Source organism: Bartonella rochalimae ATCC BAA-1498 (assembly GCF_000706645.1).
GTDB classification, from domain to species: domain Bacteria; phylum Pseudomonadota; class Alphaproteobacteria; order Rhizobiales; family Rhizobiaceae; genus Bartonella; species Bartonella rochalimae.
This window is the reverse complement of the sequence record NZ_KL407337.1, coordinates 386,882-413,107: the sequence shown is the minus strand read 5'-3', so window position 1 is coordinate 413,107 and position 26,226 is coordinate 386,882. Positions and strand designations below refer to the sequence as shown.

The 26,226-nt window shown below is 35.0% G+C and carries 17 protein-coding genes, 3 tRNA genes and 3 pseudogenes; 9 read left to right on the top strand and 14 right to left on the bottom strand.

What is annotated here, in order from left to right; translation table 11 throughout:
* Positions 1-187: 187 nt before the first annotated feature.
* From gorA to gltX, 4 genes and pseudogenes are all read left to right on the top strand, one after another.
* A complete protein-coding gene (gene gorA / locus O99_RS01795; protein ID WP_407636706.1) occupies positions 188-1,567 on the top strand; it encodes a glutathione-disulfide reductase in 1,380 nt (459 codons plus the stop codon).
* A gap of 108 nt (positions 1,568-1,675) precedes the next feature.
* A pseudogene (locus O99_RS07200) lies at positions 1,676-2,948 on the top strand (3-deoxy-7-phosphoheptulonate synthase); the annotation flags it as partial.
* A gap of 122 nt (positions 2,949-3,070) precedes the next feature.
* On the top strand, positions 3,071-4,747 hold the full coding sequence (locus tag O99_RS01790; RefSeq protein WP_035005971.1) for an NAD+ synthase: 1,677 nt from the start codon (positions 3,071-3,073) through the stop codon (positions 4,745-4,747).
* Positions 4,748-4,758: 11 nt separating this feature from the next.
* A complete protein-coding gene (gene gltX, locus O99_RS01785; protein WP_035005970.1) occupies positions 4,759-6,147 on the top strand; it encodes a glutamate--tRNA ligase in 1,389 nt (462 codons plus the stop codon).
* Positions 6,148-6,186: 39 nt separating this feature from the next.
* Here gltX and O99_RS01780 read toward each other — a convergent pair whose 3' ends face one another.
* Both O99_RS01780 and O99_RS01775 read right to left on the bottom strand, forming a co-directional pair.
* On the bottom strand, positions 6,187-7,587 hold the full coding sequence (locus O99_RS01780) for a DEAD/DEAH box helicase (protein WP_035005969.1): 1,401 nt from the start codon (positions 7,585-7,587) through the stop codon (positions 6,187-6,189).
* 148 nt (positions 7,588-7,735) lie between these two features.
* Positions 7,736-8,509, bottom strand: a complete 774-nt coding sequence (locus tag O99_RS01775; RefSeq protein WP_035005968.1) for an NAD kinase — start codon at positions 8,507-8,509, stop codon at positions 7,736-7,738.
* A 262-nt stretch (positions 8,510-8,771) separates the two neighbouring features.
* On the opposite strand from O99_RS01775, the gene O99_RS01770 reads away from it, so the two are divergent.
* The 3 genes and pseudogenes from O99_RS01770 (at position 8,772) to O99_RS01760 (ending at position 12,231) form a co-directional block, all read left to right on the top strand.
* Positions 8,772-8,848: transfer RNA gene (locus O99_RS01770), tRNA-Arg, on the top strand.
* A 43-nt stretch (positions 8,849-8,891) separates the two neighbouring features.
* Positions 8,892-10,385: pseudogene (locus O99_RS01765) on the top strand (aromatic amino acid lyase).
* A 436-nt stretch (positions 10,386-10,821) separates the two neighbouring features.
* The gene (locus O99_RS01760; protein ID WP_035005967.1) at positions 10,822-12,231 is read left to right on the top strand and encodes an amino acid permease; all 1,410 of its coding nucleotides are present in this window, start codon (positions 10,822-10,824) and stop codon (positions 12,229-12,231) included.
* Between the two features lie 227 nt (positions 12,232-12,458).
* Here O99_RS01760 and O99_RS01755 read toward each other — a convergent pair.
* From O99_RS01755 to O99_RS01740, 4 genes and pseudogenes are all read right to left on the bottom strand, one after another.
* Positions 12,459-13,379: pseudogene (locus O99_RS01755) on the bottom strand (MFS transporter); the annotation flags it as partial.
* Between the two features lie 576 nt (positions 13,380-13,955).
* Positions 13,956-14,030, bottom strand: a tRNA-Val gene (locus O99_RS01750).
* Positions 14,031-14,124: 94 nt separating this feature from the next.
* Positions 14,125-14,487 carry a cell cycle two-component system response regulator CpdR gene (gene cpdR, locus O99_RS01745; RefSeq protein WP_035006684.1) on the bottom strand — a complete coding sequence of 121 codons (363 nt, stop codon included), beginning with the start codon at positions 14,485-14,487 and terminating at the stop codon, positions 14,125-14,127.
* Between the two features lie 407 nt (positions 14,488-14,894).
* A complete protein-coding gene (locus tag O99_RS01740; RefSeq protein ID WP_035005965.1) occupies positions 14,895-15,791 on the bottom strand; it encodes a serine aminopeptidase domain-containing protein in 897 nt (298 codons plus the stop codon).
* Between the two features lie 261 nt (positions 15,792-16,052).
* Between O99_RS01740 and O99_RS01735 the strand changes: the two genes are divergently transcribed.
* Positions 16,053-16,559: an Hsp20 family protein gene (locus tag O99_RS01735; RefSeq protein ID WP_035005963.1), complete on the top strand. Its 507-nt coding sequence runs from the start codon at positions 16,053-16,055 to the stop codon at positions 16,557-16,559.
* A 188-nt stretch (positions 16,560-16,747) separates the two neighbouring features.
* Here O99_RS01735 and O99_RS01730 read toward each other — a convergent pair.
* A tRNA-Pro gene (locus O99_RS01730) sits at positions 16,748-16,824 on the bottom strand.
* A gap of 548 nt (positions 16,825-17,372) precedes the next feature.
* On the opposite strand from O99_RS01730, the gene O99_RS01725 reads away from it, so the two are divergent.
* On the top strand, positions 17,373-17,750 hold the full coding sequence (locus tag O99_RS01725) for an iron-sulfur cluster assembly accessory protein (RefSeq protein WP_035005961.1): 378 nt from the start codon (positions 17,373-17,375) through the stop codon (positions 17,748-17,750).
* A gap of 62 nt (positions 17,751-17,812) precedes the next feature.
* On the opposite strand, the gene mazG is transcribed toward O99_RS01725, so the two are convergent.
* The 7 genes from mazG to O99_RS01690 all read right to left on the bottom strand — a co-directional run bounded on the left by mazG (position 17,813) and on the right by O99_RS01690 (position 25,966).
* Positions 17,813-18,634 carry a nucleoside triphosphate pyrophosphohydrolase gene (mazG, locus tag O99_RS01720; RefSeq protein WP_035005960.1) on the bottom strand — a complete coding sequence of 274 codons (822 nt, stop codon included), beginning with the start codon at positions 18,632-18,634 and terminating at the stop codon, positions 17,813-17,815.
* 24 nt (positions 18,635-18,658) lie between these two features.
* A complete protein-coding gene (locus O99_RS01715; RefSeq protein ID WP_035005959.1) occupies positions 18,659-19,591 on the bottom strand; it encodes a lipid A biosynthesis lauroyl acyltransferase in 933 nt (310 codons plus the stop codon).
* A 2-nt stretch (positions 19,592-19,593) separates the two neighbouring features.
* The gene (locus tag O99_RS01710) at positions 19,594-20,622 is read right to left on the bottom strand and encodes a zinc-binding dehydrogenase (protein ID WP_035005958.1); all 1,029 of its coding nucleotides are present in this window, start codon (positions 20,620-20,622) and stop codon (positions 19,594-19,596) included.
* 56 nt (positions 20,623-20,678) lie between these two features.
* Positions 20,679-21,953, bottom strand: coding sequence for a beta-ketoacyl-ACP synthase (locus tag O99_RS01705; protein WP_035006682.1), 1,275 nt, complete (start codon positions 21,951-21,953; stop codon positions 20,679-20,681).
* A 15-nt stretch (positions 21,954-21,968) separates the two neighbouring features.
* Entirely contained in the window at positions 21,969-23,144 is a 1,176-nt protein-coding gene (locus tag O99_RS01700; protein WP_035005957.1) for a beta-ketoacyl-ACP synthase, read from the bottom strand.
* Between the two features lie 9 nt (positions 23,145-23,153).
* A complete protein-coding gene (locus tag O99_RS01695; protein WP_035005956.1) occupies positions 23,154-23,438 on the bottom strand; it encodes an acyl carrier protein in 285 nt (94 codons plus the stop codon).
* A 173-nt stretch (positions 23,439-23,611) separates the two neighbouring features.
* Positions 23,612-25,966, bottom strand: coding sequence for an NADP-dependent malic enzyme (locus O99_RS01690; RefSeq protein WP_035005955.1), 2,355 nt, complete (start codon positions 25,964-25,966; stop codon positions 23,612-23,614).
* Positions 25,967-26,226: the final 260 nt, after the last annotated feature.

Below are 26,226 nucleotides of genomic sequence, written 5' to 3'. Positions count from 1 at the left end.
TTCATGAGTATTATAAGCGTTTTATTTAAAAGCAGCAGTTAGATACTACTTTAAGGAAGAAGAGTGCTCTGAGAGTATTATCTTTGTATAAAAAAATCAGAAAAAAGAAAAAGCTTTTATTTGTTGACAAAAAGTAGTACTTGTACAGTGAAAACGCGTGGGAAAGGATATTTTATGATGTTTTATGATGTTTTATGATTTGTTCGTTATTGGAGGGGGATCGGGTGGAGTACGTGCTGCTCGTCTTGCTGGACAACTGGGGAAGCGTGTTGCTATAGCAGAAGAATATCGTGTGGGAGGAACTTGTGTTATTCGCGGTTGTGTTCCTAAAAAATTGTTTGTTTATGCATCGCAATATGCACACGAATTTAAGGATAGCATTGGTTTTGGCTGGGAATATGTTAATCCAGTTTTTAATTGGAGCAAGTTGATTAAAGGTAAAAATATAGAATTATCGAGGTTAGAGGCGCTTTATTCTAAGGAATTAGAACTTAACAATGTTCAAATTTATAAGAGTCGCGCTGTTTTTATTGATGAGCATACATTAGAGCTTTCTGCAACAGGTGAGCGAGTAAAAGCAGAAAAGATTTTGATTGCGACAGGGGCAACGGAGCGAGATTTTGCAATAAAAGGCGGTGAGTTATGTCTTACTTCTAATGAGATTTTTGATCTTGAAAAATTACCAAAATCAATAGTTATTGTTGGTGGTGGTTATATAGCTCTTGAATTTGCTGGTATTTTTCACGAATTAGGTGTGAAAACAACATTAGTTCATCGTGGTGATTTATTTCTTCGTGGTTTTGATTATGATTTGCGGCGGTTATTAAATGATGCGATGATTGAAAAGGGAATTTCTATTATCTATGAGGCTACAGTTAATCAGGTTGAATCTCAAAATGGCCACTATAACGTTGTTTTATCGAATGGACAAATTCTTAACACTGATCAGGTTATGTTGGCTACGGGACGTGTGCCAAATACAAAAGGCTTAGAACTTCAGAGGGCAGGTGTTAAACTTAATAAGGATGGCGCTATTATTGTTGATGAAAAAATGACAACAAATATACCTCACATTTGGGCTGTTGGTGATGTAACAGGTCATGTTCAGTTAACACCTGTTGCTATACATGAAGCAATGTGTTTTATTAAAACTGCTTTTGAAGATACTCCAACGATACCGAATTATAATTTAATTGCGACAGCTGTTTTTTCGCAGCCAGAGATTGGAACTGTCGGTCTTTCAGAGGAAGATGCCATTCGTGATTATAAGCGTGTTGAAATTTATCGTACACAATTTCGTTCTTTGCGTAATACTCTTTCTGGTAATGCAGAAAAGATGTTTATGAAATTGATTGTTGATGGTCAGAGCCGTATTGTTATTGGTGCTCATATTTTGGGAGAAGGTGCTAGTGAAATGGCTCAACTTGTTGGAGTTGCCCTGAAAGGAAAGCTGACAAAAGATGTATTTGATGAAACTATGGCAGTTCATCCAACATCCGCAGAAGAGTTGGTAACGATGTATAAACCGAGTTATATATATGAAAATGGAAAGAAATTAGAAAGTTAAATAGCGGATGTTATAGAAAATTATAAAGATTTGCATACTGTAGGCTGATTAGATAGGCTTTAGAGAGGATGCGATGATAAAAAAATAGCTCCTTGAATCTTGGAGAGAAAATTAATTAAAAAAATTCTAACTTGTCCCGATAAATCTATATTAGCGGAAATTAGAGAAGAATTGAGCAAATATTCTCTTTATTTTTTTATGGTGAAGTGTGCTAGTTTAAAGAATGAGCTAGCAGCTTTATTACGGGGGAGATTGTGCAGAAAGTTTTGCTAAGCATAAGGTTGTTCATATCCGTGATTTTTTTCGTGTATTTTTATACATGGCAGTCATTTTAACTTTTGAGAGTTTTAAGTCAGTTGTTAAAATTGATTATACTGTTGGTGAATTTTCAGAAATACGCTTTTCTGATATGGAAGAAAAGAAAATAAAGAATTGTTTCCTTATAGAGAGAATGTCATTAATGGGACTAAATTTAATAAAACTGCTTGTACTTTTAATGAATGTCCATGGTTTATCATTAGTTGAGGGCAACACTTAATTTATTGCGTGCTTTTTAATAAGGCGGGTATGCTAATCTAGAAGATGTCGATAAATGGATATTAGATTTTATTTTAATAGTCCACAACGTTATGAGCTATTAACAAAGCGTATTTCTAAAGTAATCGATTTTATACATTTAATAGGAGGTACAGCTAAAATGAATCTCTCATTATGTGAAGCATGTTCTTATATAAGCCACAAAGCGTTTTTGTTAGGCTTTGATAGGAATTAATGCAACCTTTGATAATTGGTATGCGGTATCTGGCCATATGTTATAGATTGCTGATCATGCATGTTATCTTAATCATGTGCATGTAGAACATTATCGTAGAAAAATTCTATTGGATTAAAATGTAATTCTTCTATTAATTCTGATGAGCTTTTGAAATTGATTGATATTCTCAATCCTATAAACAAACCGGAGCGACTTATATCATTATTATGCGTTTTGGTTATGATAGGTTTGGAACTATCTTCTTAAATTAATTGGTGTGGTTAAATGTGAGAATCGTAGTATTGTTTTTGTGATTCAATACATAGTAATACAATTACGGCTAATGATTATAAATGCGTTCTTTTAATTATATTTTAAAAGAATTTGAGAATTTTTTCTCAGTTTATTGGGAAAAGGGGGCTTGCCCAGGCGTATTCATATTGCAGTGATAGGATGCGACGTTACTAAATATACAGACAATATGAAAGCCATTTCAGAAAAAGATATTTCTGATTGCTATAATAAGTACTTCATTGTGATATAAGATTAAACGGGAATCGATTACCTGAATTGGCTTTTTTTGTTGAACTTTTGAAAAAAGTCGTGATGCTGCTTCGGTTATTTTAGGGAGAAGGTTTAGGTAACAATCCTATTCTGTTATTTATTTCCAATTTTTATGGAAGTAAGCACTTTTGGTAAAAAGTCCTTTGATGGTTGAAACTGATTGATGGCCACGCTAAATTGATACAATGACACAAAAACTTATAAAAGACGATTTGCGGATTGTAATTGCTCAATTAAATCCTATCATTGGTGATATTAAGGGAAATTTTTCTCTTGCGAAAATGGCATATCAAAAAGCTTACGAACAGAATGCTGATCTTGTTTTGTTGACTGAGCTTTTTATAAGTGCTTATCCCCCTGAAGATCTTGTTCTTAAATCTTCTTTTACAAAAGCATGTGAAGATGCTGTGAGAAAGTTAGCACAACTCACGAAAGAAGGGCCTGGAATTATTATTGGCGTTCCTTTAAAACGTGATAATAGCCTTTATAATGGTATCATGCTTCTTGATGATGGGCAGGTGATTACGGAACGTTTTAAGTGTGATTTACCTAATTATTGTGAATTTGATGAAAAGCGCGTATTTTCTTCTGGTCCACGTCCTGAGCCTATTGTTTATCGTGGGATAACGTTAGGAGTTGTGATTTGCGAAGATATTTGGAACGATCCTTCTATTTGTGCTGAACTTAGCCATAAAGGAGCCGAGATTATTCTCGTTTCTAATGGGTCCCCTTATTACCGTAATAAAATGCAAAAGCGTTTAGAAATTGTTCGTGCACAAGCTATTCAATCATGTGTGCCAATTATTTATGCTAATCAAGTTGGAGGCCAAGATGAATTAGTATTTGATGGAGGTTCTTTTGCACTGGATGAACACGGTCAAATAGTATTTCAAATGAAGCATTTTGAAAGTCAGATTGCCTTGAGTCATTGGCAAAGAAAATCTATTAGGTGGCAATGTATTTCTGGTCCAAATGAAGAACTTTTAGATGGGATCGCTGCTGATTACCATGCCTGTGTTTTAGGTTTAAAGGATTATGTCAATAAAAACCGTTTTAAGGATGTGCTTCTTGGTTTTTCAGGAGGAATTGACTCAGCACTTTGTGCTGCAATTGCGGTCGATGCGTTGGGAGCTGAAAGGGTTCATGCTGTGATGATGCCTTATTATTATACATCACAGGAATCATTAAAGGATGCTAAAGATTGTGCTCATCTTTTAGGATGTCGTTATGAAATAATACCTATTTTTAAACTTGTTGAGAGTTTTTTGAGCATAATGGCTCCTATTTTTTCAGGGTTGAAAGCTGATGTTACAGAGGAAAATCTTCAAAGCCGTGTACGTGGAAGCATTTTAATGGCTCTTTCAAATAAATTTGATTCGATGGTAATAACGACAGGTAATAAATCGGAAATGGCCGTTGGGTATGCCACGCTTTATGGCGATATGAATGGTGGTTTTAATCCCATTAAAGATATTTATAAAACGCAGGTTTATAAATTAGCTGAGTGGCGTAATAAAAATTACTTGCAGAATTTATTGGGACCCAAAGGAATTGTCATTCCAAGTAATATTACAACAAAAGCACCTTCTGCAGAGCTTCGGGACAATCAAAAAGATGAGGATTCTCTTCCTCCTTATCCTGTTTTAGATGATATCTTGCAATTTCTTGTAGAAGATGACATGAGTGTTTGTGATATTCTTAAGCGTGGACACTCACGGCAAACAGTTGAGAAAGTAGAACATTTGCTTTATTTGGCTGAGTATAAAAGACGGCAATCTGCACCGGGTGTGAAAATTAGTTATAAAAACTTCGGGCGTGATCGTCGTTACCCTATTACCAATTATTTTCGCGATAAAAGTTGAGCATTATTTTGATGATAAAAGTTCGTTTTGCCCCATCTCCAACAGGTTATATTCATATAGGAAATACTCGTATTGCATTGTTTAATTGGCTGTACGCGAAAGCGCATAACGGTACATTTATTTTACGTTATGATGATACAGATGCTGAGCGGTCCAAACAAGAATATATTGATGCTCTTATGGTTGATCTCGAATGGCTTAGTATTCAACCAGATGAAGTTTATTATCAGTCTAAACGTTTTAATCGATATGATGAAGTTGCAGAAGTTTTAAAACAACGTGGCCTCCTTTACCCCTGCTATGAAACAGCAGAGGAATTGGATCGACGCCGTAAAATACAACTTTCACGTAAATTACCTCCTGTTTATAATCGTGATGCATTAAAATTGGCATTAGAAGATAAAAAAGCTTTTGAGGATCAAGGTCGTAAACCTCATTGGCGGTTTCTTTTGCCTAATTTTGAAAGTAATCCATTTCAAACTAAACGAACAGAAGTTTATTGGGATGATATCGTAAAAGGTAGGCAGATGATCGATTTGGCTTCTATGTCAGATCCTGTTTTAATTCGTGAGGATGGGAGCTATCTTTACACTCTACCTTCTGTCGTTGATGATATAGATATGGCTATTACACATATTATTCGTGGCGGTGATCACGTTGCTAATACTGCTGCGCAGATTACTCTTTTTAAAGCCCTCGATGCAGTGCCTCCAATTTTTGGTCATATTAATTTATTAACAACAGCTTCAGGAGAAGGGCTTTCAAAACGAAATAGTGATCTTTCCATTCGTTCTTTACGCGAAGATGGCTTTGAATCTATGGCTGTTCAGTGTCTTGCAGTGTTAATTGGAACATCGCAAAATGTGCAGGCATATTCTAATCAAGATACTCTTTTAAAGCATTTTCATCTCGAAGATACATCAAAATCATCAGCAAAATTTGATGTGGCTGATCTTCTTGTATTGAATAGTCATTTTGTTCACGAATTAACTTATGAAGATATTAAGACACGACTTGAAAAATTTTCTATTCATGGAGAACAAGCAGAATATTTTTGGAATACGGTAAAAAACAATATTACTAAGCTGAATGATGCAGCCTTATGGTGGAAAATTATTCATACTGATAAGAGCTTTGATATAATTTCACCTGAAGATCGTGTTTATGCACAACAGTCTGTTCATTCGTTACCTGACGGAGTATTGAATGATGAAAGCTGGAAAATTTGGACGACAGCATTGCAGGAAAAAACGGGGCGAAAAGGAAAAGCTTTGTTTATGCCGTTGCGTCAAGCTCTTACAGGGATAACGCATGGGCCTGAAATGGGAAAATTTTTACCACTTTTAGGACGTGAAAAGGTAGTAAAAAGACTGACCACGGTAGGTAGTGGGAAACTCTAAATCCAGTAGAGCATTCGCTATTACTTATCAGTAACCAAATTAAGTATTGTTTTTTATAAGCATAAATGCTGGGATATCATCGCCAAATCCAATTGGAATAGGGCTGTTGTTTTTTTCATGACATTTGTTTGATGATTTCTCTTTATTATCTTTAGTTTCAATGTAAGCTGACTTCTCTTTTTCTAGTATTTTTTTCGTTTGAGTTTTACGTTTTTTTTGAGCAGTCTTCTGTTGTGATTTTGTGGGTTTTGTTTTTGAAACAGTATCGTTTTCTTCATCATGAGCTATTAAAGTAGAAAGATCGCCATTAAGCCACTCAATTTTTTCTTTGCTTATTTCTTCAATGGCACGGATATATTTTTCGTCAGCTTTTGTGACAATGGTAAAAGCTTTACCACTGCGTTTTGCACGTCCTGTACGGCCGATACGATGAATATAATCTTCCGCATGTGTCGGTACATCATAGTTGAAAACGTGGCTGACTGCTGGGATATCCAGACCACGAGCAGCGACATCAGAAGCAATAAGAAGTATAAATTTATTGTTTTTGAAGCTAGCTAATGTGTTTGTGCGTGAATGTTGATCCATATCACCATGAAGTGTACCTACACTGAAATTATGTTTAATAAGATATTGAAAAAGTTCAGAAATATCTTTTTTTCGATTACAGAAAATGATAGCGTTTTTAAGTTCATCACCTTCATTCTGAATAAGTTCTTTTAAAACAGCTTTTTTATCACATGATTTACTTCCAGACTTAACAAGTCGTTGCGTGATTGTTTTCGCTGTTGAAGACGCTTCTGTAATTTCGATATATACAGGAGAATGTAAAAATTGCTTTGTTAATTGTGCAATTTCTGGTGCCATTGTTGCTGAAAAGAATAAAGTTTGGCGTGTAAAAGGAGTCACTTTACAAATACGCTCAACGTCAGGGATAAAGCCCATATTTAGCATGCGGTCAGCTTCATCAATGACTAGAATTTCAACACCTACTAAGAGTAATTTACCACGCTCAAAGTGATCCAGCAAGCGTCCTGGTGTTGCGATCAAAACATCGGCGCCTCGTTCAAGTTTACGATCTTGGTGTTCGAAAGAGACACCACCAATTAATAATGCAACGTTTAAATTATGATTAACACCATATTTATCAAAATTTTCTTTAACTTGGGCAGCAAGCTCTCGTGTTGGTTCTAATATGAGGGTACGGGGAATTCTTGCTCTTGCACGTCCTTTTTCAAGTAAGGTAAGCATAGGAAGGACGAAGGAAGCTGTTTTACCAGTACCTGTCTGAGCAATTCCTAAAACATCTTTTTTTTGAAGAATATGAGGGATCGTCCTACTTTGAATAGGAGTTGGGATTGTATATCCTGCTGATTTTATAGCTTTAATAACCTTTTTTGAAAGGCCTAAATTATCGAAATTGTCCAAAGCTAGTGTCATTCTTTCTTTTTGCTGATTATTTTGCAATTTTAACGATTATCTAGGATATTGGCTAAGTCAACATTCCATTTTCTTGAAGACGGGTTAAGATGCATTTTAAAAAAAGTCAACTATAACTACTATATATCCGCAAAAGAACGATAAAAAATTAATAACGAAATTGTTCTGATAAGATTCGTTCGTCCCAAGAATGGTCAGGATCAAAAAGGATAGAGACTGTTATTTCTGTTGCTGATGAAATAGTAACTGAATGGACAGATTTCACTTCAATGTTATCAGCAGCTGCATTGACGGGACGTTTGTTATATTCAAGCATATCAAAGCGCACTGTGGCGGTATTTGGAAGTAAAGCTCCATGCCAGGCTCGAGGACGAAAAGGGCTAACGGGAGTAAGGATCATAAGGGGCGCCATGAGAGGTAGAATAGGTCCTTGGGCTGATAAGTTATATGCAGTAGATCCCGCTGGTGTGGCAACAAGAATACCATCGCAAATTAATTCTTCCATGCGAACTTGGTTATCAATACTGATACGAATTTTAGCAGCCTGATATGATTGACGAAATAAGGATACTTCATTGATTGCAAGTGCTTCAATATGTCCTTGAGTTTGTGCATTTGCGATCATGCGTAAGGGATGAATTTCTTTTTTATGTGCAGCAGCAATACGGGCTGGTAATTTTTTTTCATGAAACTCATTCATTAGAAAACCTACTGAACCTCGATTCATACCATAAATAGGTTTACCGGTATTCATGACATCCCGTACTGTTTGCAACATTGTTCCATCTCCACCAAGTGCAACAATGACATCGGCTTCTTCAAGAGAAGAGTGACCATAAATAGATATTAATTTATTGGTGGCCTTGATAGCTTCTTCAGTTTCTGCAGAAACGAAATGAAAGCGACTTGGTAGTGTAGTCATTAAAAATTGTCCTGATATTCACGACTTATTTTTTAGAATTTAAAAACTTTATATAAGGATTGTTTTGATAAAAGAAAGAATTTTGTATGAAAAGTAATTTATTAAAAAAAAAGGAATATGTATGCAAAGTAGCATTAAAAAATAATATAATTTTATCAAGAATAAGCATATATTCTTTATTAATTTTTAAAAGGAGTGATTCATCATTGAAGCTGGGAACATGATCAGCTAAAGGAGTATAGCAGTTTTAATCATCATTTAAGCACCCGTAGCTCAGCTGGATAGAGCGCTGCCCTCCGAAGGCAGAGGTCACAGATTCGAATTCTGTCGGGTGCACCAAATTTTCCACTTTGCTGTATATTTCTTATAAAAACTATTTTAAATATTAAATCCAGGTAATGCTACTTTGAATGAACTTGAATCTGTTTATTGGGATGGTAAAATGAGCAAGCTCCATCATGACACACATTTGGCTATTAAAAGAGAAGCAGTGTGTATTGCTGCTGGCAATGAATAAGTTTATGGCATTAATATTGGATTTGGCAAATTAGCCTCGATTAAAACTGATATAGATAATTTATCCATTTTATAAAGAAATCTTATTTTATCACATTATTGTAGAATAGGAACGTCTTCACTTGAAAGTGTTTTATGATTGATGATGACTTTGAAGCTTATTTCTCTTTTGGGACGATGGATTTTAGGTGTTGGTTTGGAATTATTGTATTTACTAGAGAATATGCTTGCAAGTAGAGTTATTCCTGTTTTTCCTGAAAAAGGCTCAGTAGGTACATTAGATAATCTTGTTCCGCTTGCACATATAGCTTCTGTGATGATAGGAGAGGGAGACGCGTTTTTTCAACATTTTGTATGAATGAGAAGGCTGCACTAGAAAAATCAGGATTATCTGCCATTATTTTAGAGGCAAAAGAGGGGAGAGCCTATGCAATAGACTCAAACATCAACAGTGCTTGTTCTTGCGGTTTTTTTATAGTTATAGTGCACTGTGTGGTGGACTTCTTTCAGAGGCATTAATAACAGATGTTGCTATGGATGCAATGGAACCATTTCACTCTAATATTCATATTCTGCATGGCTATTATTGTGTCACAGACACTAGAAAGGCTTGTAAAAGATTGAGAAATTCGAGGAGCACATTTATGTAAAGGTAACTGTATCCAAGATTCTTATTATATACGTTGCTAACTATACATTTCTTGATATTCTAATAGCAGCAGAAAAAACACTAATTATTGAAACAAATGCAGTTACAGATAATTCATTAATTTAAAGAAATAGTGATATTCTATCCGATGAAAATTTTCATACTAAACTTATAGTATAGCATTTGAGTATTTGTTTCTGATCAGATTGTTTTTCTTTACATGAAATAGGATTAATTTCTCAAAGATGTATTGCTCTTAATGGTTGAGCTAACAATTTCTTGCAGATTTTCAGCTTTTTAAGCTAAAATATAAGACTTAATTCCGGTTTTATAATTACTGAGGTGACTGCTGCTTTCATGTTTGAAAATAAGCAAATGGCATATTCTTCTTCAGTTGATTCGAGATAACTTTGACGAATCAAGAAAATCACGTTTCAATGGCTTGCCACGGTTTTTGTCGGTTGTTGGTAATGAGTGGGAATCTTTGTTATTATTGATATCGAAATGCTTGTTGCAGTACAAGGAATTGAATATCACACTCCTTTTAAAACGAGTCCCTTATTACAATTTGTTATAAGGCACTTACGTCACCGTATTAAGATTCTAGAGAAATATCGTTATATGGCTTCAGATTTTGAGAAGATATGTGCCTTTATGAATAAAGGATATTTTTTATCAGTTTTATCAGAAACAATTTTTCCACTATTGTAGCCATAAGTAAATTAATTTTAAACTATGGTGAGAACATTATAAAGAAAATTATAAAGAAAGAGGCTAGAGACTCGTTTTTTTATGATGCTTGCCCATCAGATTTTTTTTTGATAAATTGAAGAGCTACTTAGTTTAAGTGAAAGAGTAGTGTGTGTTGTCATAATACAATTGCCCTATTATCTACATTTCCTTAAAGCTGAAGGGAAAGGAAGAATGCGGTTTTTTTGTTGTAAACGGTATATGTTGCATCACCATATAAAATGAAATTATGCATCTTAGCCGTTGTGAATTGTATTCTTGTATGAAAATATAGAAAATAAAAATTCAAGTCCTTCAGATCTTTTAGAGTTTTTTACATTTCAATCGGCTTCGGTTCTTATTAATCTGCCAATTTTGCTTCTGTAAAAGTTAGGATGATGTTTGAAGAAGGATAGAAATGACAACAAATGAACTTAAACGAGGTATAAATCAGCGTCAGGTTATATTTTTAGCTCTTGGTTCTGCTATTGGAACAGGGCTTTTTTATGGATCGGCACAGGCGATTAATCTTGCTGGCCCAAGTGTTTTAATTGCCTATTGTATTGCAGGTTTAGCTATTTTTATAGTTATGCGTGCTTTAGGAGAAATGATTATTCATAATCCACTGTCTGGTTCTTTTGCTCGTTATGCTACAAATTATATATCACCATTAGCTGGTTTTTTAACAGGATGGACGTATGTTTTTGAAGTAGTGCTTGTTGGTTTAGCTGATATTACAGTTTTTGCAACTTATATGAGTTTTTGGTATCCTGATGTTGCTTCTTGGATATGGACATTGAGTATTACTCTTATCATTACTGGTATTAACCTAGCAGCAGTGAAAGTGTACGGTGAGCTAGAATTTTGGCTTTCTTCCGTAAAAATTATTGCCATTTTCGCTATGATTATTTTAGGAATAGCAATTATTTTTTTTAATTGGAATACAAATACATTTTCTACCATTGGGATTCATAATTTATGGCAAAATGGTGGAGTATTTCCAAATGGTTTATTTGGTTTTTTAGCTTGCTTTAGTGTTGTTGTTTTTGCTTTTGGAGGAGTAGAGATTATTGGAATGGTTGCAATGGAAGTACAGGATCCTGATAAAACAATTTCAAGAGCAATTAATTCTATTCCAATTCGAATTGTGCTCTTTTATGTTATGACGTTAGCAGTTTTAATGTCGCTTTATCCTTGGAATGAAATTCGCCTTATTAGTAGTCCTTTTGTTACAATTTTTGAAAGATTTGGTATTTCGTCAGCAGCTCATATTCTTAATATTGTTGTTATCACAGCTGTAGTTTCTGCGATTAATAGTGAAATGTATGGTGCGGTTCGCATGATACATGGTTTGTCGCAGGAAGGTTATGCATTTAAAAAATTCCAATATTTATCAAAAAACGGTATACCGATTTTTGTTATTTTACTCGTATTTAGCATCTTTATTTTTGGTGTTATTCTTAATTATTATTATCATGATCAGCTTTTTTTTCTTATTGCGGCAATGGCGACATTTGCGACAGTTTTTGTGTGGGTAATGATTTTGCTTTCGCAGATTTTTATGCGGCTTAAAATGTCTGCAGAAGAACACCGTGATCTAAAGTTTCCAATACCGTTTTGGCCAATAGGATCCATTTTTGCTACTTTATTTATGATCTTTATTTTTATTTTGTTATGGTTTTTTGATAATACGAGATCAGTGTTGATGATAGGTGTTATTTGGCTTTCTTTTCTTGTTGTTTGTTTTTATGCACTTAAACTTTATAATTTAAAGAAAAGAAAAGTCTATCAAGAAGAGAAAAGAAGATTTAAAATCAAAAAAGTGTAATTTATATAATTATCTATAGTTAAGGAGGCTTTAGAATATAAAAAATGATTGAGCGATATGATTTTAAGAGAACGTCGCTATTTAAGAAGAGAGGGTAGTCTTTTTTAAGGTTTTTATACTTATATTGCTTTATTTAGTGAAAAAGAAAACTGATTTCTATAACCCCCATCTTGCAAAGTAACATCAAGTTTTTTAAGCACAATTCTCTCCCTAATTGATTATTTAATTTACTTCAAAGTCATAAAATAATTTGCTTTTCGACTATAAATTACAAAACCCACTATGCAGCATAGTGCCAATAAAATGGCAAAACCCCATGGATTATGTCTAGATATTGTTCCAATCATTATTGCACTGAATGCAGCACTTCCTAATTGTAATGCTCCCATGACTCCGGATGTTGCTCCAGCGGCTTTTGGGTGTGATGAAATAGCCAATGCTATTCCTAATGGCAACAAAAAACCATTGCCAAAAGTAAGAATAGAAATGGCTATTAAACTCGTTAGAAGCGGCTACGGACTTACATACATTTGTATAGCAAATAATATGCCACCCATAACAAAAATAACATATCCACGTTGAATAGTACGTTCCATAGATTCTCGCTTAAGAAAGCTTCGCGCTACCAAATTACCCAAGACATAGGTTAAAGAAACACCAATGTAGCTATAACAAATGTATAGAGTTGATAAACCTAGGTTTGTAAGAAAAAAAGGAGATTCTACGATATAAGCAAAGTAGGCTGCATAGGCAAAACATGGAATCAATGCGTAAAAAATAAACTGTTTATTTCTAAGAACTTCCAAACTGTTCTTAATAATTCCTACAGGAGTAAAAGATTGACGTTTTGTAAGAGGGAGAGTTTCTGTTAATACAAAGTGACAAAGGAAAATGGATAAAAGTATAAAAAGGCTTAAAAAGATAAAAATGGATTGCCAATTAAAAGATTGTAATAAAAGCTGGCCAATTAACGGTGCAAGTGCTGGTGATGTTCCGACAAAAGGGAAAATAACCAAATAAAATTTTCCTGCAGCTTCTTTGTCCATTAAATCGTTAATAATAGCGCGACTTAAAACAATCCCTGAACAGGCTCCAAGTCCTTGTAAAAAGCGTAGTATTAAAAAGGCTTGGATATTGATTGTATATAGTTCTTGCGTCTTGTGTGGGGTTAATCTTGATTGCTAAGCGCTTACGGGAGGAACGTTTGTGATCTTGTGGGGAAAAAAATATTGTGTGGTGATGATGGCGGCTATAGCCGCTTTTTTTTATAGCCTTAGTAAGAGTTTTTCGTTTAGTCAAGAAGACTGAACAGCAAAAACAAACAGAAACCCTCATCAAGAGAGCAATAACCCGGCTGGAAATAGAAAATGAAGTTAATAAGCAAAGTGATGGCGGTGTGCGTTCTGATCTTTCTCAGTGGGTGCGGAAGTAGAAGCTTTTCTTGTATCGGTTGGTCTCCTCTGTATTTGGATCAGAAAGATCTCACTGTCATCAGTATCAACTTGGCCAAACAAATCTTGAAACATAACAAATATGGTGAATAGTTGTGTGGATGGAAACAGGTCCAAAAAGTTAAAACACAAAGATAAAGAGATCAAAAAACAAGACTGATTCGCAATGTATTTTAGAGAAAAATTTAAAATCTTATTCCTTAACCTTTATTTATCCCTAATCTTAAAAAAAGATAAGTAAAATCAGTATGTTATATTTATGTATAAAACGCCTGGTGGGCGTGACAGGGATTGAACCTGTGACCCCTACGATGTCAACGTAGTGCTCTCCCGCTGAGCTACACGCCCATTATATAATGGTAGCATCACGTATAAAACTGTAAACGTTAATGCTTGATTGAATTTTTATAATAAAATACGAATAATTAAAAAAATATCTTTTTCAAGCAGCTATAAGTATTTTTTCGATTTCACTAACCAATTCACGTAAATGAAATGGCTTAGAAAGCACCTTAGCATCAGGAGGAGCATCATGATTTGAATTTAATGCGACTGCTGCAAAGCCTGTAATGAACATTACTCGTAAATCAGGGTCAATTTCAGTTGCACGTCGTGCTAATTCGATTCCATCCATTTCTGGCATTACAATATCAGTAAGTAGAAGAGAAAAGGGCTCTTCTTGTAAGCATTCATATGCGCTAACACCATTATCAAAATCAGTAACTTCATAGCCTGCACGTTCGAGTGCTTTTGCTAAAAAGCGGCGCATATCATTATCATCTTCTGCAAGCAAGATTCGTTTCATCATTATGTCCAATTGCTTTATTTATCAGAATTTATCATATTGATTTATACATTGTAGAGCATTTATAGGAAAAGCTATAAAACATTTATAATGAAAATGAATGGCGAAATGGTTAATTTCTTAGCTGTTATCCAGAATTCACATTATTATTTTTACTTTTTGAATTCGTTATGTACATAATTTGGGTTAAGAATCCGATATTTTGAAGGTTTTAGCTCACTTAATTGCAGATTCTATTTTTTTCCACTTTTGCTGATTCTTATCAGATTGATTATATACATTTTATGATTATGTCAGTTTTAGGAGCTGCTAATTATTGAAACATTAGAAGATTATTAATTATTTTTTATATCGAAAGTTTATATAATCAGGCAATGCTTTTGATTGTGTGAAAACTTATATATTTATTAAAAAATTTTGTGTTTTTGATGGTTGTTAGAAATAAAGCAGTCAAATGCAGACCAAAATTGTTTATAAAAGTATTCTTCACGCATAATTGTATCAAGCTCAGCTCCTATAATTGTAATACTGTCTGTCAAATGTGTTGATCGACATAATTGTCTTGCTTCAATATTATTCGCAATATTATTTTGATTAGCAAGGATAAACAGTGTTGGAATTTGTAACTTCCCATGAAGTATATTTGTTTTCATTGCATCGATTGCATTGAGCGTTGAGGACAGCCACTGAGCCGTTGTTGGATTAAAAGAAAAATTAGATTCTGTGTTTTTCTGTTTTAATTTTTTTCTATCTTTAACAGGTAAAAAGCCAAGGCCTATATCGGAAAAAAATTGTGTTAACTTATGTTGAAAACTGTTTGTTTTATTGCCTAGTGGAGCAAAAAGAGGAGAAACGCAAAGCATTCTGTTAAATTGATGAGTGATAAGGCTTAGCCCGTTAAGTGCTATTAGTCCTCCCATACCGTAAGTAAGCATGTAATAAGGTGGAGGGCAATCAGTATAAACAATTATTTTAAGAAATTCTGATAAATAATTGATATAATTATTAATATTAAAATAATTATGTTGATACCATTTTTGTTTGTTCGGTTGGTTCCCTTCTTGACCAAGCCAATCAAATATTGCGGTATAAAAACCGCGTTGAGAGATTTCATTCATTGGTAAAAAATATTCTTCTAGAGTATCTGCATAGTTTTTGAGAATAACAACCGTTCCTTTAGTTTTTTTTATTTCAGAATTTGTTATTGCAAAACGAATCTCATGGTTGTTAGCTGTTTTGAAATAGCTACTATGCATATTAGAAAAAGAAGAATTATGCTCTGTAGAATAAAGAGGTGTTTTCAATTGGCATCCTTTGTTGATGTACGTGCACAAGTTGATGCAAGATAAAAAAATCTGTTACTTGTAATGCTGATGAAGAGTTAAAAAACATTTATTTTATTTATATGTATTTTTGTAAATTAAAATACAAAGGAGTTGAAATAAAAAAGATTTGTTCCCAAATAAATATTACAGTTGCCATATTGGGACTGTTGGTCTGCAAATATATCTGCCATTTGGAGACTTGAAGGATCAATTATAGTCGCTCTAAAGGAGGGCAAGTTTATGCGTCAAGTAGACTTTTCACCATTTTATCGTTCAACAGTAGGTTTTGACCATCTTCTTAACTGGTTTGATTCCAGGACACAATTAGATGATATTTCTTCTTCTTATCCACCGTATAATATTGAGCGTTTAAGTGAGGATTCTTATAGAATTTCTATGGCTGTTGCTGGCTTTTCACAAAATGAAATAGATATTGAAATACATTGTAATCAGCTAACCATTAAGGGTGAGAAAATGCCAGAAAATGACGTTGCAGGGCGTGAGTTTCTTTATCGAGGAATTGCTTCACGTGCTTTTGAGCGTCGTTTCCATTTAGCTGATCATGTTAAAGTTATTGGAGCTGAACTAAGTGATGGTCTTCTCCATATTCAACTTCAAAGAGAAACGCCAGCTGAATTAAAACCAAGAAAAATAGCTGTGCAAGCAGCGACGTCTGCTACTAAAAATAGCAATAATCATAATACATCTACAGAAAATTTAAAACTTAAGGCAAAAGAACAATTATAATTTTCTAAGTTATTTGAACAACACGGGATAAAAGTCCCGTGTTTTTTATATTGTCTTGAAGAGAAAGTCTAAAGATTCTTTGTATAAAAACAGCTATAAATAATTGAAAAAGCAGAATAGATGTTTGAAATTATATATAAAGAAATTTTCTCTTTAGGAAAGCATCCTTTTTTCTTAATTTTGAAGGATGGTCGGAGCGGCGGGATTTGAACCCACGACCCCTTGACCCCCAGTCAAGTGCGCTACCAGGCTGCGCTACGCTCCGAACTATTTAGCACGACTAAACAACTGTTTCTTTAAAGGCAAGAGAAAAACAACATCAAATCTATCAGAATATTCTTTTGTGACAAGAAAGAACCACTAAGATGATGAAAGAAAGATTTTGTAGTCCAGTATTTATAATTTATTTGCGATAAGTAATTCGATCACTAAGTTTTTTATTTACTGATTTTTAGCAGCTGCTGTATGCAGAGCTTAGGGATTATTAATAGTATGATGATGAAGAAAGTGAATAGTTTTTATGATTTCAAATAAATTTATTTTTATTGCGGCATTAGTGGAAAAGCAAGGATATCTCTTTCATATTTCTGTGTATATTGAGAATCTGTTTTGAGGATAAATCAATTATGTTGACATAATGATAGATTAAATAAAACGAAAAGAACTTTTTAACTACTTTAAAGAGATTGTAGGAGGAATTAAAAATCTAAAGAAATGTATACATAATTTATTTGCTTAATCCGATGCTTGTTTTAATATCAAAAATGGCATTATTGCAGCTAAAATCTTTGTTCAGTGAAAGAATAATAAACGATGAGCCGTTTTTCAGTAATAAATTTGACAGAAGCTGCCATAGATCGCGTTAAAACTATTATGAAAACAAAAAATGCATATGGTATTCTTGTTGGTATCAAGAAAGGTGGTTGTGCAGGTATGGAATATACCATAACTCTTGTAACAGAAGAAATGCATGATGCTGATGTTGTTGAAGTTAACGGTGCTCGTGTTTTTGTCGCACGCGATGCAGTATTATTTTTATTAGGAACGCAGATGGATTATGAGGTAACAACATTACGCTCAGGTTTTATATTCAATAATCCTAACCAAATTTCATCTTGTGGATGCGGTGAATCGGTAGAGATTCGTCCTGTTTCGCAAAATAAGATAAATGAAATATACAAGAAAATTTAGTTAAATAACAAATTGTTATATAATTTTTCTAATTATATCTATTAAGATGTATAAATAATTTTTTATTCTGCATTTTTGGCTTTATTCCAAAGATCTTCCATTTCTTTTAAAGAGACATCGGTTAGCATTTTAGATTGAGCTAGTAGATTTTCTCCAATATTCGCAAAGCGATTTCGAAATTTTGTATTAGTTTTTTTAAGTGCTTTTTGTGGATCAATATTCAAGTGACGTGCGAGGTTCAATAGCGTGAAATAAAGATCGCCGAATTCTATTTCTATATCGGATTTTTTTTCAATTTTTATTGCTTCTTTGAGTGTATTGAGTTTTTCTTTGATTTTTGCAAAAGTTTTATCACTATCATACGACTTAAAACCAACTTCTGCAGCTGCTTTTTGTAATGCGAGGGCTTCTTGATCTGCTGGTTGAGCTGATTTTACTTGGATAAGACAACTTGCTAGTTCATTATCTGGTACACTTATTTTTTCATATTGTTTTGTCGGTTCGGCTTTTTCTATTTTCTTGATATGCTCCCACATTCCTTCCACAAAACCACGGCTTTTTTGCTCTGTATTTCCAAAAACATGAGGATGACGGCGAATCATTTTTGCCGTAATTGCATAAACAACATCTTCAAAAGTAAAGCTTCTTTCTTCTGTAGCAATCATAGCGTGATACACTACCTGTAAAAGAAGATCACCGAGTTCTTCACAAAGATCTGTTCGATTACCTCGTTCAATGGCATCAATAACTTCGTAAGCTTCTTCAAGCATATAAGGTATAATGGACTCAAAAGTTTGTTTTATGTTCCAAGCGCAACCACTTTCAGGGTTTCGTAATGCTGCTACAATTGAAATAAGGTCATTGATATCTTTTGATGCTAGCATTAATGTCTCTTTAATATAATATAATTATAGGTCCCAGCGTCTATGAAACCACATCCATTGTTCGGGATATTCACGTACCCAAGATTCAACAATATCATTTAGTTTTTGTGTGGCAGCAGGTATGTTAATTTCATTTTTTTCATCAAGTGGTAGGTCTACACGTTCATATAAATCTAGACGATAACGTCCTCCAGTTAATCGGATACAACGTGCTGGATAGATATCACAATTATATTGTCGAGCGAGTTTTATAATTAGGGGATTTGTTTTAACTGGTCGGTTAAAAAATGTTCCAGGAATACCTCGACGGAATTTTTGATCGACAAGAACGCCTGTATTTTCACCTTTTGCTAGTTTAGCAGCTAGTATCCAGACTGCACCAGCTTTGGATGGTACAAGATGTCCCATAGAAGTTTTGCGCGCTTTAAGAACTTTTTTTGCAATATAGGGATTATTGGGTGGCCTAAATAATACTGTGACGTTAAGATCAAAACTTTGAGCGCATATAGGAAGAAGTTCAAAATTTCCAGTATGAGCTGTGAAAAAAATATGTGGTTTTTTTTCGTTCTTTAATCGTTGAAATATTTCAATGCCGTTGACTTCAACCAATCCTGGCTTATCAGCATTAGGATCGAAGTCAAAAATTTTATCAAGAAAAATATATTCGGCCAGAAGTCGCCCCATATTTTCCCACATTTTTATTGCAATTTTACACAATTCTTGTTCTGTTTTTTCTGGATATGCAGCTTTAAGATTAGAAAGTACAATTTTATGACGAGGTACAAGAGGACCAAATGTTTTTGCTAACCAGGAAAAAAAAGAAAAACCAATATTAGCAGGAAGATATCGTAGAATGGCTAAAAAACCGATTAATAGGTGCGCCCATAGAAAATTGAAATAATTTTTTATATTGATTTTAATACGATATATAAAATTTTTAATATAATACTTTAACATAATTAATTGATTTTCAGGATGATTTTTCCAAAAACATCACGACTTTCCATGCGTTTTAAAGCTATATCAATTTGATCAAAATTAATAATTGTATCAATGACAGGATATATAATTCCTTGCGCCATTTTCTCCATAGCATTTGCCATATTTTCCATACGGCAACCAAATGAACCAAATATTTTCAGTTGTTGCTGAAATAATTGCATTAAATTCATAGATGTTGAAATACCAGAAGTAGAACCACAAGTTACCAAACGTGCTCCGCGTTTCATACTCAGCATAGAACCTGCCCATGTATCAGCTCCTACATGCTCAAAAACAACATCAACACCTTTTTTTTGCGTTAATTTACGAACAATACCTTCGAAACGTTCTTTACGGTAATTAATAACATGATCTGCTCCGAGAGATTGTGCTTTTTCAATTTTGCTGTCTGAACCCACTGTAGTGATGACTGTACATCCCATGTTTTTTGCAATTTGAATAGCTGCTGATCCAATACCAGAACCACCAGCATGTATTAGAATTGTTTCTCCAACTTGTAATTTTGCATTATCAAACAGCATATGCTCTACGGTTCCAAAGGTAATAGGGGCCACAGCTGCTTTTATTTCATCACATTTTAAAGGCGCTGGCACTAGTAGATGTGCTGGAAGATTGACGAGCTCACAAGCAAATCCATCAAGATGAAAACCATATACACCTTTTACTTGATCGCAAAGATTATCACGCCCTTCGCAGCAGGCTTGGCATAGACCACAAGTATGCGCTCCATAAATTGAAACGAGTTGCCCAACTTGAAAATTTTCAATGCCATCTCCTAATTGAGCAATTTCACCAGAAGCTTCTGCACCTATAATAAGTGGCATTTTTCTTTTTGCAAAGGCCATACCGCGCCATCCCCATACATCAATATGGTTGAGAGCAACAGCCTTTATCCGCACTGTGACTTCACCGGGATTTGGTGGCGGTGGTGGTGGAGTATTAGTAATTTTAAGTTGGCGCTCATTGATTAGTTGCAGTGTACGCATCGTTATTCTCTTTGAATCTCTATAAAGATTGATAGTTTTCAGATCAATTTAAATGATTATCCTTTATACGCTGTAATAACAAGGCTAGTATTTTGACCTCCAAAACCAAATGAGTTGGATAAAATTGCATTTATGCAGGCTTTACGCTTATGATTAGGAACAACATCTAAAGGAATTGTAGGATCAGGATCATCATAATTAATTGTAGGGGGAAGTATTCCTGTTTGGATGGTTAGAAGTGAGAAAACGGCCTCTATGGCACCTGCAGCAGTTAATGTATGGCCAATCATTGACTTATTAGAAGAGACTGGGATGTGTTCTAAAATATCACCAAAAACTGTTGATAATGCTAGATATTCCATTTTTTCATTTTCAGGTGTAGAGGTTCCATGTGCGTTGATATAATCAATTTCATTGATAGTTATTTTTGCATCGGCTAAGGCTTTACGAACTGCTTCAATTGCAGGTGATGCATCGGGCTTTGAACGTGTACGATGAAAATCATCAGCTGTTTCTCCACAGCCTGCCAAAATTCCTAGAATTTCCACTTTACGAGCTAAAGCACTTTGAACAGACTCAAGGACAAGAGCACCTGATCCTTCAGCCATCACAAAACCATCTCGATCGCGGCTAAATGGTTTTGCTGCTTTTTCTGCTGGATCATTTTTGGTGGAAAGAGCAGATAATAGTGAAAAACGGATAAGGGATTCTGCTGAAACCGAACCATCCGTGGCGATTGTGAGGGAACGATCTGTTTCACCTCGTCGAATTGCTTCAACACCTAACTGGATAGCTGTTGCACCAGATGCACAAGCGGTTGAAAGGGTAATGGGAAGCCCTTTTGTTCCAAATTTTTCTTGAATTTTTTCTGCAATTGTTCCAAATTGAGTAGCTTCAAAAAGCGCATGATGAGGTTTTTTACTACAAACTTCAAGAAGATGTGCATAAGTAGGTTCATGACTGGATATTACTTCTTTATCAAGAGCGAAACGTGCTTTCCATTCAAGTTCAACTGGAGGAGCAGCTAAAAACAATGGTCCATTAAAATCTTCTTTGTCAAGATTTGCTTGTTCTAAAGCCTCTTCTGCAGCAAGATGCGCTAATCTTTCGGAAAGAGCTGCAGCACCGATTGTACTTTCTTCAAGAAAATCAATCGTTCCTGCGATATGTGTATTTAATCCTTCAACAGGAAAGCGCGTGATTTTATGAATGCCACTAACACCATTAATTAATTTGTTCCAATTTTCCTGTTTTCCTTGTCCTAGTGATGTTACAACTCCTGCTCCAGTGATTGCTACAAGTGGACGTCCAAGATGATCATTATATTTCATCATAGAAACTTTCTTTTAGACAGCGGTAAGGTGCACTATTCCTTCAGCTCTTTTTATACCAATAGTTGTAATAAATGCTTCACGTATTTCTTCAGAAAACAGCTTTTCATGAGAACTCAAAGAGGGAAAGCTACGTTTTTTCCTAACAGCAATAGCAGCTAATGCAAGCGCTAAAGGAAATTGCGCTTCTCGCATATAGCCAAATAATGTCGTAATACCACGGTAAAATATATTAGCATCGTCAAGAGCGCTTTGTTCTGCTCTTGTGGCGTTATGACAACCTGAGGCTGCTGAAATTGTAAATGAAGCTTCAGCCTTTACTGTTTTTAACATTGACGTAATTGTATCTTTAAGGGAATTTTTTGTCCTATTTGTTTGATTCGTAATCATTTGACTAATTTCAGCATAAACACGTGCATTGCGTTTTTGAGCTTGTTCACCATTTTCAAGAACAAGAAAAACACCACCAGAGCCAGTAATTAATCCACCACCAGGGCATTTTTTACGGGACCAAACTGGTGTCCATTCACCACGTGTTAAAAGTCCTCCAAGCTCATGAGCTAACAGCATATCGTAGCTTTGTGCATTATAAGAGCCACCTACCAGTACGTGTGTGCTTTGTCCTGAGCGAATACGTGCAGCAGCAATTTGAATAGCAGAAAGTCCACTTCCTTCTTCACCCATAAATGTACGAGAAGAACCGGTTATTTTATGAACAATCGAAATATTCCCAGCTAGAAGATTTGATAGCTGCGATAAAAATAAAGTTGGCCGAAGCTCAGTCGAAAGGGCTAAATTTAACATAGGCTCATAATGAGTGGTTGTACGGGCTTTTGCAAGAATTTGCGTATCAACAGTAATGTCACGTTCTCCTCCACTCGCTGCAACGATCATATCCATTGTTGATGTTAACTGGTGATCATTTTTCATATCTGCATCATCAAGAGCAAGACCAGCTGCATAGGTACCAAGGCGTTGCCATATTCCCATTTGTCGTTGGTCACTTCGCTTTGGGATTTGCAGATTCCAATCGACTTCTGTCAATTGATGAACAGCATAGGGTGCGAAAGTTGTACAATCAAGGTTCGGTTTAATTGCGGGGTTATTTAATTGATTCCAATGATGAACAACTCCTTCACCTAAAGAGCTTATAATTCCTATACCAGTAATGAATACAGCATGATTCTGCATAGCAAAAAATTAGTTAGCTTGTTTTAAAGCAATGAGTTCATCAATTTTTGTGCAAAGGTTTTTAAGAACAAAGTACTCTTCAGTTGCGACTGAACCTTCATTGATTTCTTGTGTCCACTGTTCTAGTGGGATTTTAATTCCGAAGGCTTTATCAATGGCAAAAACAATATCAAGAAAATCAAGACTATCAATTCCTAAATCATCAATTGTATGACTTTCGGGTGTAATCGTGCTCCGATCAATTTCACTGATTTCTGCAATAATATCAGCGACTTTGTCAAAAGTATAAGACAATGTATGATTCCTTATTATGTTAGTAGCTTTATAAAAGACTTCAGTTACGATTCTATCTAACCTTTTTTATCTTAAAAAAAAAGCTTAATCCAAAATAGAATTGCCTTTTCAATATTGAAAATGAATTTACAATAAATTTAGCTTGGTTTCTAAAGTGTTTCTACAGGAGACTTTTAAGTTTTATCTACATGAGAATCTTTTGTTTTCATTTGTTTTATTGTAAGATTTTTTCTATTTGCAGCAAGGACTGCTAGAGCTGTCATGTTGACAACACCCCGTGAAGTTACTGAAGGTGTTAGAATGTGTGCGGGACGTGCAGCTCCAATCAAAATAGGGCCTACATGCAGTGCATTTGTTAAATTTTTTGCGATATTAAGCGTGATATTGGCTGCATCAAGTGTTGGAAAGACTAGCAAATTAGCTTCGCTTGTAAGGCGTGAAGCAGGGAAAACACGATCACGAAGAATTTTGGAAAGTGCAGAGTCACCATGCATTTCCCCATCTGCTTCCAAATTTGGATATAATTCAGCAAGGATTTCGGTAGCACGACGCATTTTGCGCGCGCTTGCTGTATTTTTGGAACCAAAATTTGAGTGTGATAATAAAGCTGCTTTTGGTTTTATACCAAATGCTTCAATTTCTTGCGCTGCTAGGATTGTCATTTCTGCTACTTCTTCCGCAGAAGGATTTTCATTAACGTAAGTATCCGTTAGAAAAAGAGTACCACGTGTAGAGATAAGGAGACTAACGGCAGAAAAATGATTAACATTTGGATTAAGCCCAATGATTTGTTCAATTAATTCAAGATTACGTTCGAAACGTCCTTCTAGACCACAAATCATTGCATCAGCTTCACCACGCATAACTGCAAGAGCTGCAATAGCTGTAGTTGATGTTCTTACGATTGTTTTCGCAACTTCAGGTGAAACTCCACATCTGCCTGTATAATGTAGAAATAAATTTACATAGTCACGAAAACGTGGATCATTTTCTGGATTTGTGATTTCAAAATCTATGCCGGGACGAATTTTTAAACCAAAGCGTTTTAATCTTGTCTCTACCACATGTGGACGACCAATAAGAAGAGGAATAGCTGTTTGTTCTTCAAGAACAATTTGTGCGGCACGAAGAACACGTTCATCTTCACCGTCAGCATAGATTACACGTTTACATCTTGCTGTTTTGGCTGCTGCAAAAACAGGCTTCATTATAAGACCAGAACGGAATACAAAACGATTAAGAGTATCATTATAGACCTCCATGTCTTCAATCGGCCGTACTGCCACACCCGATTCCATTGCTGCTTTGGCGACAGCAGGGGCAATGCGTAGTATTAAACGCGGATCGAAAGGCGAAGGAATGAGGTATTCAGGCCCAAAACTAGGTGGCTTTTTTGAATATGCACATGCTGCGACATCTGAAGATTCTTCACGGGCGAGGGCAGCAATCGCATGAACTGCGGCCATTTTCATTTCTTCATTAATTGCAGTTGCACCAACATCTAATGCACCACGAAAAATATAAGGAAAACAAAGGACATTATTAACCTGATTAGGATAATCGGAACGCCCTGTGCAGATCATCGCATCGGGTCGTACTGCACTTGCTTCTTCTGGCATAATTTCCGGTTTTGGGTTGGCAAGTGCTAGAATTAAAGGCTTTGAAGCCATCTTTTTTAAATATTCAGGTTTCAAAACTCCAGCTGCTGAAAGGCCTAAAAAGATATCTGCATTCTCTATGATGTCGGCTAGAGTTCTCGCATCAGTTTTTTGTGCGTAGTTAATTTTCCAACGATCCATAAGTGTTTTGCGACCCTTGTACACGACACCATCTAAATCGCTAAGCCAAATATTTTCTACTTTTGCTCCAAGACGGACTAAAAGGTTAATACAAGCCAAGGCAGCTGCGCCTGCACCTGAGGAAACTATTTTTGCATTTTCAATTTTTTTGTTAGCAAGACTTAAAGCGTTTAACACCGCTGCACAAACAATAATAGCAGTTCCATGTTGATCATCATGGAAAACCGGAATATTCATTTTAGCACGAAGTTGTTCTTCAATTTCAAAGCATTCTGGAGCTTTAATATCTTCAAGATTAATTCCACCAAATGTCGGTTCTAATGCAGATACAGTTTCTATCATTTTTGTGATATCGGGTGCATCAAGTTCGATATCAAAAACATCAATATTTGCAAATTTTTTAAATAGAACAGCTTTTCCTTCCATAACCGGTTTAGAGGCGAGTGGGCCAATATTTCCTAAGCCAAGAACGGCAGTTCCATTTGTTATAACAGCGACTAAGTTAGAACGAGAAGTATACTGAGATGCAAGTTTTGGATCATCGTAAATCGCAAGACATGGCGCAGCAACACCTGGAGAATAAGCAAGCGCTAGATCACGTTGATTATCTAAAGGCTTTGTTGCTTGTATCTCTAGTTTTCCAGGTTTCGTATGTTGGTGATAAAAAAGTGCTGCGCTTTCAAGTTCAGTTTGTTGCAGACGAGTATTGCTATTTTGTTTTTTAGACATTTTGATAATATCCGAGTTAGTCTATATTTATAGAAGCGTTGCTATTTATAATCAGTTTTATCCATTACAGGTTCTGATTTCTTTTCATATCACAAGATAAGGGTAGGTTAATTTTCCAGATTACGAAACCACTTTCTGAGAGTATATTAATTAATAGGTTCACTAATATTAGTAGTATTATTTTGTCCTTCTGACAGAATTTCTATAATTTTTACAATTTTAAATAGATTATGCTTTCAGTAAAAGTATAATATAATTAT

Excerpts from the sequence above, each read along its gene's own strand:
- O99_RS01705 (WP_035006682.1), bottom strand. The coding sequence starts at position 21,953 with ATGAAATATAATGATCATCTTGGACGTCCACTTGTAGCAATCACTGGA.
- O99_RS01760 (WP_035005967.1), top strand. The coding sequence starts at position 10,822 with ATGACAACAAATGAACTTAAACGAGGTATAAATCAGCGTCAGGTTATA.
- O99_RS01725 (WP_035005961.1), top strand. The coding sequence starts at position 17,373 with ATGAGCCGTTTTTCAGTAATAAATTTGACAGAAGCTGCCATAGATCGC.
- mazG (WP_035005960.1), bottom strand. The coding sequence starts at position 18,634 with ATGCTAGCATCAAAAGATATCAATGACCTTATTTCAATTGTAGCAGCA.
- O99_RS01690 (WP_035005955.1), bottom strand. The coding sequence starts at position 25,966 with ATGTCTAAAAAACAAAATAGCAATACTCGTCTGCAACAAACTGAACTT.
- O99_RS01700 (WP_035005957.1), bottom strand. The coding sequence starts at position 23,144 with ATGCAGAATCATGCTGTATTCATTACTGGTATAGGAATTATAAGCTCT.
- gorA (WP_407636706.1), top strand. The coding sequence starts at position 188 with ATGTTTTATGATTTGTTCGTTATTGGAGGGGGATCGGGTGGAGTACGT.
- gltX (WP_035005970.1), top strand. The coding sequence starts at position 4,759 with ATGATAAAAGTTCGTTTTGCCCCATCTCCAACAGGTTATATTCATATA.
- O99_RS01780 (WP_035005969.1), bottom strand. The coding sequence starts at position 7,587 with ATGACACTAGCTTTGGACAATTTCGATAATTTAGGCCTTTCAAAAAAG.
- O99_RS01715 (WP_035005959.1), bottom strand. The coding sequence starts at position 19,591 with ATGTTAAAGTATTATATTAAAAATTTTATATATCGTATTAAAATCAAT.
- O99_RS01775 (WP_035005968.1), bottom strand. The coding sequence starts at position 8,509 with ATGACTACACTACCAAGTCGCTTTCATTTCGTTTCTGCAGAAACTGAA.
- O99_RS01710 (WP_035005958.1), bottom strand. The coding sequence starts at position 20,622 with ATGCGTACACTGCAACTAATCAATGAGCGCCAACTTAAAATTACTAAT.
- cpdR (WP_035006684.1), bottom strand. The coding sequence starts at position 14,487 with ATGAAACGAATCTTGCTTGCAGAAGATGATAATGATATGCGCCGCTTT.
- O99_RS01735 (WP_035005963.1), top strand. The coding sequence starts at position 16,053 with ATGCGTCAAGTAGACTTTTCACCATTTTATCGTTCAACAGTAGGTTTT.
- O99_RS01790 (WP_035005971.1), top strand. The coding sequence starts at position 3,071 with ATGACACAAAAACTTATAAAAGACGATTTGCGGATTGTAATTGCTCAA.